The sequence below is a fragment of the Vibrio sp. 10N.261.52.A1 genome, assembly GCF_002876325.1.
GTDB lineage: Bacteria > Pseudomonadota > Gammaproteobacteria > Enterobacterales > Vibrionaceae > Vibrio > Vibrio chagasii.
On sequence record NZ_MCYD01001022.1, the window covers coordinates 1 to 8702 of the forward strand.

Consider the following 8702-nt stretch of genomic DNA (forward strand, 5'->3'; position numbering starts at 1 on the left):
GAATACGTCAGTGGAGAGTTTAGATGTCGCAACCTTTTTCAATTGCCATTCACGGTGGTGCTGGAACCATTTTGCGAGAGCAAATGAGTGATGAGCTAAAAGCGGGCATTACTGAGGCTTTAGAGAAGTCAGTGTTGGCGGGTTACCGAGTGCTGCAATCGGGCGGTGATGCTTTGGATGCGGTAGTGGCATCGGTAAAGGTGATGGAAGACAGCCCACATTTCAATGCCGGTAAGGGCTCCGTTCTTACGCATGATGAGTTTGTGGAGATGGATGCGTCTGTGATGCACGGTCGTGAAATGGATGCAGGTGCTATTGCTGGTGTTCGCCATATTAAAAACCCGATCGAATTAGCTCGCGATGTGATGCTGAAAAGCGACCATGTACTGTTGATTGGGGAGGGGGCGGAGAAGTTTGCCTTTGAACACGATTATACCTTTACTGAGCAAGACTACTTCTTCACTGAACGTCGTTACGATCAGCTTCAATCGATGAAAGAAAAAGGCATATTTGCTCTGTCTGAAGCGAAATACGATGAACAGCAAGCTGAGAAATATCCAGATGACAAAAAGTACGGCACGGTTGGCGCTGTGGCATTAGACCAATCAGGCAACTTGGCAGCAGCGACCAGTACTGGTGGTGTGACAAACAAGAAGTACGGCCGAGTTGGTGATTCTCCAATCATTGGCGCGGGCACTATTGCTGAAAATGGTAATGTTGCGGTTTCTACCACAGGTATGGGTGAGTTTTTCTTAAGAAAAATGGTCGCCAGTGATGTGGCTGCGCGCATGCGTTATCTCAAAGAAGATGTTCATACCGCATGTGAACACATCATCCAAGGAGAGCTGAAAACCATGGGTGGCGAAGGTGGTTTGATCGCGATTGACGGTCAAGGTGATATTCACTTCGGCATGAACAGTTCCGGCATGTACCGTGCTAGCGTTGATACTGAAGGACAAGTGGAAGTTAAGATCTATGCCGATGACTAGCCAAGCTCCGGTGTAACTCAAATTCCCAATCAGATACATAAAAGGCGACAGATATTCTCTGTCGCCTTTTGTTTTTCAACCAGACCAATAAGTCGTAGCTCATTGGCAGCGCACATTAGTAATGAGGTGGTGGCGTCTCTTCAGATGCGTCAGCTAAGTTCGAACCATCAATGTTCTTCACTTTACCCACTACATATTTCATTTGGTCTTGCATCTTAGTGATCAACATCTGTTGTTGGCTAAGCGCTTCATTAAGTTCTTCAATGGTTTGCTCTTGGAAAGCTAGCTGACATTCTAAGTCATTCACACGGCTTTCTAACTGTTCAACTCGCTTTTCTGTCATCGTTCTTAATCCACATTCCAAGCTTGGGCGATGCCCGCAGAGGTGCCCGATATTACACGGTTCTTATCATCAAAGGCTGCATCATACACTACCGCACGAGGAGGGCGAGTATCTTTTAGTGGCTCTGCATCGTGTCGTGAAAGTCGTTTGCCATCCTGAGTATTCCAAACGCTCACTTGGCTGGATGGAGTTCCCGTCACTAACAGGCTGCCATCATCGGAAAAGCGGGCACTGGAGAATATCAGTTGTCTCGACCAACTCTGTAGCTGAGCTTGAGGTTCTCCCGTTTTAAGATCCCAAATCATCGCTTGATTGCCACCATCAGAGGTAAAGGCTAATTCGCCATCCCGTTGTAAGGCGACACGTACGACTCTTTGTTCGTGTTCAAAGGTGCGCAATACTAAGCCAGTTTCGGTGTCCCACAGGTAGGCTTTGTAGTCGTTACCACCAGAAAGCGCATAGCGACCGTTCGAAGAAAGGGCGACGGAATTAACTTTTTCTTTATGAGCAAGGAACTCCAGACGGCGTCCGGTGACTAAGTCCACATAGATGGCTTTACCATTCGATAAACCGAGCAGTACTTTTTCACCATTGCTAGAGATATCAACATCGCGAATCAAGCCGTCAGAGATAGACCATAGTCCTTCAGCTTGGGTCCAGGATAGGTCCCAAACGGCAAAGTTCATTTGGCTGGCAGTAATGGCAAAGCGGCCATTGTCAGAGATTCGAATACGCGACACTTGGTTTTCGGACTGATCTTGAGGGCCAAGTTGGGCTAACTCTTTGTTTTCGGCAAGGTCCCAAAGCAGCAATTGTTTCTGCTGAGAGTAGAGCAGGGCGAAGCGTCCATCTCTGCTTAAAGCAAAGCTGGTGGCGCCGCTGGGCTCAATTTCCCAACGCTGCTCATCGTCTTGAAAGAAAAAGCATCCATTTAACAAGGTGATGACAATTGCACATAGCAAGGAATGGAAAAATATTTGCATCACTTCTAATAATCCGGTTTGTGTCGAAAGACATATGACTAGTATATTGTTATAACTAACGTATTCACACCAATCTAATCATTAGATTTGTGCACAATAACCAATGGCTTGGCCATTAATTGGAGAATTCAATGAAATCAGTTTTAAAAGTATCACTGCTTGCCGCAACGGTTATGCTAGCAGTTGGTTGTCAGAAAGAAGAACCAAAGGCAGAAGCACCTCAAGTAGAAGAAGTTAAAGTAGAAGCAGTAAACTTTAAAACCGAAGATGACAAAGCGGCATACGCAATCGGCGTATCTTTCGCTAACTACCTGAGCACAAGCATTGATAAGCCAAGCGAGCTAGGCATTAACCTAGACAAAGACATGGTTCTTCAAGGTATTGAAGACGTATTCGCAGAGAAAACTGCACTTAACGAAGAAGAAACTCGTGCAGCGCTTGAAGCTCTAGACAAGCGTGTTGCTGAAACTATGCAAGCACAAGCGGCAGAGAAATCAGCGGCAACTAAGAAAGCAGGTGATGACTTCCGTGCTGAATTCGCTAAAACTGAAGGCGTTAAGCAAACTGAATCTGGCCTACTTTACCAAGTAATGACACAAGGTGAAGGCGCTTCTCCAAAAGACACAGATACAGTGCAAGTACACTACAAAGGTACACTAACTGACGGTACTCAGTTCGACAGTTCTTACGACCGTGGCGAACCAGCAACATTCCCTCTAAACCGCGTAATACCAGGCTGGACTGAAGGCGTACAACTAATGCAAGTTGGTTCTAAGTACAAATTCGTAATCCCGCCAGAGCTAGCATACGGTGAGCAAGATACACCGACTATCCCAGCTAACTCAACGCTAGTATTCGAAGTTGAACTACTTAGCATTGATAATGCTGAAGCACCTGCTGCTCAGTAATCGCTGAAAGAAATCCCGCTGTAAAAAGCGCTGATTGACTAAAAAGCCTAACTTCATGTTAGGCTTTTTTTATGATTCGAATATGAGTATTTGATTTTTAAACTTGTTCTAAATCACTAGTTGCAATGTTAGCTAGGTGTGCAATTAAAATTTTCTGATAAACTTACATAAATTTGTTGATTTTTCACACGAAGGTAAGGAATAAGTGACTACTACAGAAACAGTCAATGCAGATGTGTTACTTGAAATGGAATCAGTCAATGTCATGCCATTCAGTGAACACGATAAAATCATTCTAAGATCTTATGAAGCGGTGGTAGACGGCATTGCGAGTCTAATTGGCCCATTTTGTGAGATCGTTCTGCACTCTTTAGAAGACCTCAACACCTCTGCGATTAAAATTGCTAACGGTGAGAATACCGGGCGTCAGGTTGGCTCGCCAATTACTGACCTTGCACTGAAAATGCTAAAAGATATCGAAGGTTCTAAACGTAACTTCTCACGCTCATACTTCACCCGTGCTAAAGGCGGCGTGTTGATGAAGTCGATCACTGTGGCTATCCGAAATGGTGAAGACCGAGTGATTGGCCTGCTGTGTATTAACGTGAACCTAGATGCGCCTTTCTCACAAGTGCTGCAATCTTTCATGCCGACACAAGACGCAGACGAAGCTGCCTCATCGGTTAACTTTGCAAGCGACGTTGAAGAACTTGTTGACCAAACGGTTGAGCGCACCATTGAAGAGATCAATGCCGACAAATCAGTATCGAACAATACCAAGAACCGTCAAATCGTGATGGAGCTGTACGACAAAGGTATTTTTGATATCAAAGATGCGATTAACCGTGTTGCTGAGCGATTGAATATTTCTAAGCATACCGTATACCTATATATCCGTCAGCGTAAAACAGAGGATGAAGAGGGTTGTTAAGCTATACACTCCTAGTTAATGGGCCTCTCTACGGTTCACAGTCAGCAAGAAGTGCTTACCAGTTTGCCGTGGCTCTGCTTCAACAGGGCCACAAACTCCACAGTGTATTCTTTTATCAAGACGGCGTAAGTAACGGCTCTGACCTTACCGTGCCAGCTAATGATGAGTTTGATCTGGCTGCTGCTTGGCAGAAATTGGCAGATGAACATAATGTAAGTCTTGAGACCTGTGTTGCGGCGGCACTAAGACGTGGCATCATCAGTTCTGAAGAAGCAGAACAGCATCAGTTGAGTGGCTCTAACTTAGCTACTGGATTCACACAGGCTGGTTTAGGCAGCTTATCGGAAGCGCTACTCACGCAAGACAGAGTGGTACAGTTTTGAGAAAATTAGCCTTTGTATTTAATAGCTTTCCTCATACTACCGCTGCGGGTAGGGAAGGGTTAGACGCGTTATTAGCTGCCTCCGCTTATAGTGAAGATATCGCCGTGTTTTTTGTTGGTGATGGTGTGACACAACTTCTTAAAGCACAGCAGCCTGAACAGACACTCTCCCGTGACTACATCTCGGCGTTTAAGTTGATGGATCTGTACGACATTGAACAGGTGTACGTTTGTAAGCGAAGCCTGAGTCAGTTTGGTCTTTCCGCTGATGACTTGTTGATTGATGTCACCGTCGCTGAAGCTGATGAGTTAGCGCAGACGTTAGCTCAGTGCCAACAGATACTGACTTTCTAGGAATCGCTATGCTTCATATTGTTAAAACAGCGGATAAACTAAAACTTGCACTCGTCTACTCTCAACCACAGGATCAATTCTTGTTAGTTGAAGATGCAGTGTATGTTTGCCTTCCAAATCATGAGTTATTCACTCAAATCAGTGCAGTCGAGCACATGTCGGTATTAAAACCCGATTTAGAGAGTCGCGGCCTACAACAGTTGGCCGCTGAAGCCATCCCGCAAATAGGCTTTGATGGCTTTGTTGAATTGACGGTTTTAAACGACAAATCAGTCACTTGGTAGCTGTGTTCTATCAGTTTGGTCAAAACTAGACCATCCTGAGCTCTAGACGGCTAAAAAAGATCTGTATATTTCTTGACACACATCCCACTGCTGAATAGAATTTTGCGTCCCTAATTGCGACATGTAGTTAGGGATAGATTTTTCACAAAGCTTACTTTCAAGTAAATTTCAGGAGCTAGTTAATGGCAACTATTAACCAGTTGGTTCGCAAACCTCGTGTAAAGCAAGTTGTTAAAAGCAACGTGCCTGCACTAGAAGCGTGCCCACAAAAACGTGGTGTATGTACTCGTGTTTACACTACTACACCTAAAAAACCTAACTCGGCACTACGTAAAGTATGTCGTGTACGTCTAACTAACGGTTTCGAAGTAACTTCGTACATCGGCGGTGAAGGCCACAACCTACAAGAGCACAGTGTTGTACTAATCCGTGGCGGTCGTGTAAAAGACCTTCCGGGTGTTCGTTACCACACTGTTCGCGGCGCACTTGACTGTGCTGGCGTTAATGACCGTAAACAAGGTCGTTCTAAGTACGGTGTGAAACGTCCTAAGTCTTAATTGATTCTCTTTTTTAAAAAGAAATCGTTAAGTAAGGCCAAACACTATTTTATTTATTATTCTGAAAAGTTTTGGAAAAAACCTGAAGAAGACAACGGAGAATATCCATGCCACGTCGTCGCGTAATAGGTCAGCGTAAGATCCTTCCAGATCCAAAGTTCAAATCTGAACTGCTGGCAAAATTCGTTAACATCCTAATGGTTGACGGAAAGAAATCTACTGCAGAGAAAATTGTTTACACTGCACTAGATGCAATGGCTGAGAAGTCTGGTAAAGACCACTTAGCTGTATTTGAAGAAGCTCTTGAAAATGTTCGCCCAGCGGTAGAAGTTAAATCTCGCCGTGTAGGTGGTTCAACTTACCAAGTACCTGTAGAAGTTCGTCCGGTTCGCCGTAACGCACTTGCTATGCGTTGGGTAGTTGAAGCTGCGCGTAAGCGTGGTGAAAAATCTATGGCTCAACGCCTAGCTGCTGAAATGCTAGACGCGTCTGAGAACAAAGGTACTGCGGTTAAGAAACGTGAAGACGTTCACCGCATGGCTGACGCAAACAAAGCGTTCGCACATTACCGTTGGTAATACCTTTTTAGTGCTGCAAGGTTCCTTGCAGCACTTCTTTAGTTCCTATGCTTATGCTAGGAACTATTGCTATTTCTAGGGCAGGCAATTTTTAATCCTAGGTATAGCAATAGTCCCTAAGTCTCTAATAAGAGGATTCAACCGTGGCTCGTAAAACTCCTATTGAGCAGTACCGTAACATTGGTATCGTTGCTCACGTAGATGCAGGTAAAACAACCACAAGTGAACGTATTCTGTTCTATACCGGTCTTTCTCACAAAATCGGCGAAGTTCACGATGGTGCAGCAACCATGGACTGGATGGAGCAAGAGCAAGAGCGCGGTATTACGATCACTTCAGCAGCAACCACTACGTTCTGGCGTGGTATGGAAGCGCAATTCCCAGATCACCGTATCAACATCATCGACACTCCTGGACACGTTGACTTCACTATCGAAGTAGAACGTTCTCTACGTGTACTTGATGGTGCCGTTGTTGTGTTCTGTGGTTCATCTGGTGTTGAGCCTCAATCAGAGACAGTTTGGCGTCAAGCTGATAAGTACCAAGTTCCTCGTATGGTTTTCGTTAACAAAATGGACCGTACTGGCGCAGACTTCTTGCGCGTTATCGAGCAGATCAAGGACCGCCTAGGCGCGACTCCTGTTCCGATTCAACTGAACATTGGCGCTGAAGAAAACTTCCAAGGTGTTGTCGATCTTATCAAGATGAAGGCAATCAACTGGAATGAAGCTGACCAGGGCATGACTTTTACGTACGAAGACATTCCAGCAGACATGCAAGAAATGGCTGAAGAATATCGTACAGAACTTGTTGAAGCAGCGGCAGAAGCCTCTGAAGAGCTAATGGATAAGTACCTTGAAGAAGGTGAGCTGACAGAAGCTGAAATCAAACAAGGTCTTCGTACTCGTACCCTTAACAATGAAATCGTACTAGCAACTTGTGGTAGTGCATTCAAAAACAAAGGTGTACAAGCTGTTCTAGATGCAGTGGTTGATTTCCTTCCTTCTCCAGTTGATGTACCTGCAATTAAGGGCATCGATGAAGATGAGAATGAAGCAGAGCGTCACGCGGACGACAAAGAACCGTTCTCAGCGCTAGCATTCAAGATCGCAACAGACCCATTCGTTGGTACTCTAACTTTCATCCGTGTTTATTCTGGTGTTGTTGAAAGCGGCAAAACAGCTTACAACTCTGTGAAGAAACAACGTGAACGTTTAGGTCGCATTGTACAAATGCACTCAAACAAGCGTGAAGAAGTAAAAGAAGTACGAGCAGGTGACATCGCGGCTATTATCGGCCTAAAAGATGTAACCACTGGTGAAACTCTGTGTGACCAGAACCATAAGATTGTTCTAGAGCGCATGGAATTCCCAGACCCAGTTATTCAGATCGTTGTAGAGCCAAGCTCACAAGCCGATCAAGATAAAATGACTATCGCGCTAAGTAAATTAGCGGCAGAAGACCCATCGTTCCGCGTCGATATGGATGACGAGACAGGCCAGACACTGATTTCTGGTATGGGTGAACTACACTTAGATATCATCGTTGACCGTATGAAGCGCGAATTTAGCGTGAACTGCAACGTTGGTAACCCGCAAGTGGCTTACCGTGAAACAATTCGTGGTACAGCGAAAGCGGAAGGTAAATTTATCCGTGAACACGGTGGTAAAGGTCAGTACGGTCATGTATGGCTGAAACTGGAACCATCAGAAGTTGGCGAAGGCTTTGTCTTCGTGGATGAAATTGCCGATGGTACAGTACCAAAAGAGTTTATCGCTTCAGTAGCTAAAGGCGTTGAAGAACAGATGAACAATGGTGTGCTTGCTGGCTATCCAGTTCTGGATATCAAAGCTACACTATATGATGGTTCTTACCATGAAACAGATTCAAGTGAGATGGCGTTTACAATCGCTGCCTCTATGGCTTTCAGAGCGGGTGCACTTGAAGCGCAACCAGTTCTGCTTGAGCCTATGATGAAAGTTGAAGTGACTACTCCAGAAGACTGGATGGGTGACGTTGTTGGCGATATTAACCGTCGTCGCGGCATCATCGAAGGTATGGACGAGGGGACAGCTGGCCTGAAGATAATTCGTGCACAAGTTCCGTTGTCTGTCATGTTCGGTTACTCAACTGATTTACGTTCTGCGACACAAGGTCGTGCTTCTTACTCTATGGAGTTTAGTGAGTACGCTGAAGTGCCTAACAATGTTGCAAAAGCAATCATTGCAGAGCGTGGTTAAACAAAAGGAACGCATTTTTTTCAATTTTTGAAAGATCTAATGCGTCCAAATATTGCGCTAACGAGAGTTGGCGCATAAAATAGCAATTTCTGGCGCGTCTCGCTCAATAATGAACGTGGCGAATCATAACTAGGAAGGAACACGATTGTGTCT

11 protein-coding genes are annotated in these 8702 nt (G+C 45.0%); 9 read left to right on the forward strand and 2 right to left on the reverse strand.

All coding sequences use genetic code 11. From position 1 onward, the window contains the following. Positions 1-23 precede the first annotated feature (23 nt). Positions 24-989 carry an isoaspartyl peptidase/L-asparaginase gene (locus BCT81_RS22175; RefSeq protein ID WP_102425864.1) on the forward strand — a complete coding sequence of 322 codons (966 nt, stop codon included), beginning with the start codon at positions 24-26 and terminating at the stop codon, positions 987-989. A gap of 115 nt (positions 990-1104) precedes the next feature. Here the strand turns inward: BCT81_RS22175 and BCT81_RS22180 are convergent, their stop codons facing one another. Continuing rightward, complete coding sequence (locus BCT81_RS22180) at positions 1105-1332, reverse strand: SlyX family protein (protein WP_004737187.1); 228 nt, start codon at positions 1330-1332, stop codon at positions 1105-1107. A gap of 5 nt (positions 1333-1337) precedes the next feature. Then, a complete protein-coding gene (locus BCT81_RS22185) occupies positions 1338-2315 on the reverse strand; it encodes a PQQ-binding-like beta-propeller repeat protein (protein WP_102425865.1) in 978 nt (325 codons plus the stop codon). Positions 2316-2446: 131 nt separating this feature from the next. Between BCT81_RS22185 and fkpA the strand changes: the two genes are divergently transcribed. The 8 genes from fkpA to fusA all read left to right on the forward strand — a co-directional run bounded on the left by fkpA (position 2447) and on the right by fusA (position 8549). After that, complete coding sequence (gene fkpA, locus BCT81_RS22190; protein ID WP_102425866.1) at positions 2447-3223, forward strand: FKBP-type peptidyl-prolyl cis-trans isomerase; 777 nt, start codon at positions 2447-2449, stop codon at positions 3221-3223. Positions 3224-3428: 205 nt separating this feature from the next. Next, positions 3429-4154 carry a transcriptional regulator gene (locus BCT81_RS22195; protein WP_004737190.1) on the forward strand — a complete coding sequence of 242 codons (726 nt, stop codon included), beginning with the start codon at positions 3429-3431 and terminating at the stop codon, positions 4152-4154. After that, complete coding sequence (gene tusD / locus BCT81_RS22200; RefSeq protein WP_102425867.1) at positions 4148-4537, forward strand: sulfurtransferase complex subunit TusD; 390 nt, start codon at positions 4148-4150, stop codon at positions 4535-4537. Before BCT81_RS22195 ends, tusD begins: the two co-directional genes overlap by 7 nt. After that, positions 4534-4890 (forward strand): sulfurtransferase complex subunit TusC, encoded by a 357-nt coding sequence (tusC, locus tag BCT81_RS22205; protein WP_102425868.1) that lies wholly within the window; start codon positions 4534-4536, stop codon positions 4888-4890. Before tusD ends, tusC begins: the two co-directional genes overlap by 4 nt. 8 nt (positions 4891-4898) lie before the next feature. Beyond that, entirely contained in the window at positions 4899-5174 is a 276-nt protein-coding gene (gene tusB / locus BCT81_RS22210; protein WP_102425869.1) for a sulfurtransferase complex subunit TusB, read from the forward strand. Positions 5175-5356: 182 nt separating this feature from the next. Beyond that, positions 5357-5731, forward strand: a complete 375-nt coding sequence (rpsL, locus tag BCT81_RS22215; RefSeq protein ID WP_004737194.1) for a 30S ribosomal protein S12 — start codon at positions 5357-5359, stop codon at positions 5729-5731. 107 nt (positions 5732-5838) lie between these two features. Continuing rightward, positions 5839-6309 (forward strand): 30S ribosomal protein S7, encoded by a 471-nt coding sequence (gene rpsG, locus BCT81_RS22220; protein ID WP_004737195.1) that lies wholly within the window; start codon positions 5839-5841, stop codon positions 6307-6309. 143 nt (positions 6310-6452) lie between these two features. Further along, positions 6453-8549, forward strand: a complete 2097-nt coding sequence (gene fusA / locus BCT81_RS22225) for an elongation factor G (protein WP_102425870.1) — start codon at positions 6453-6455, stop codon at positions 8547-8549. Positions 8550-8702 lie beyond the last annotated feature (153 nt).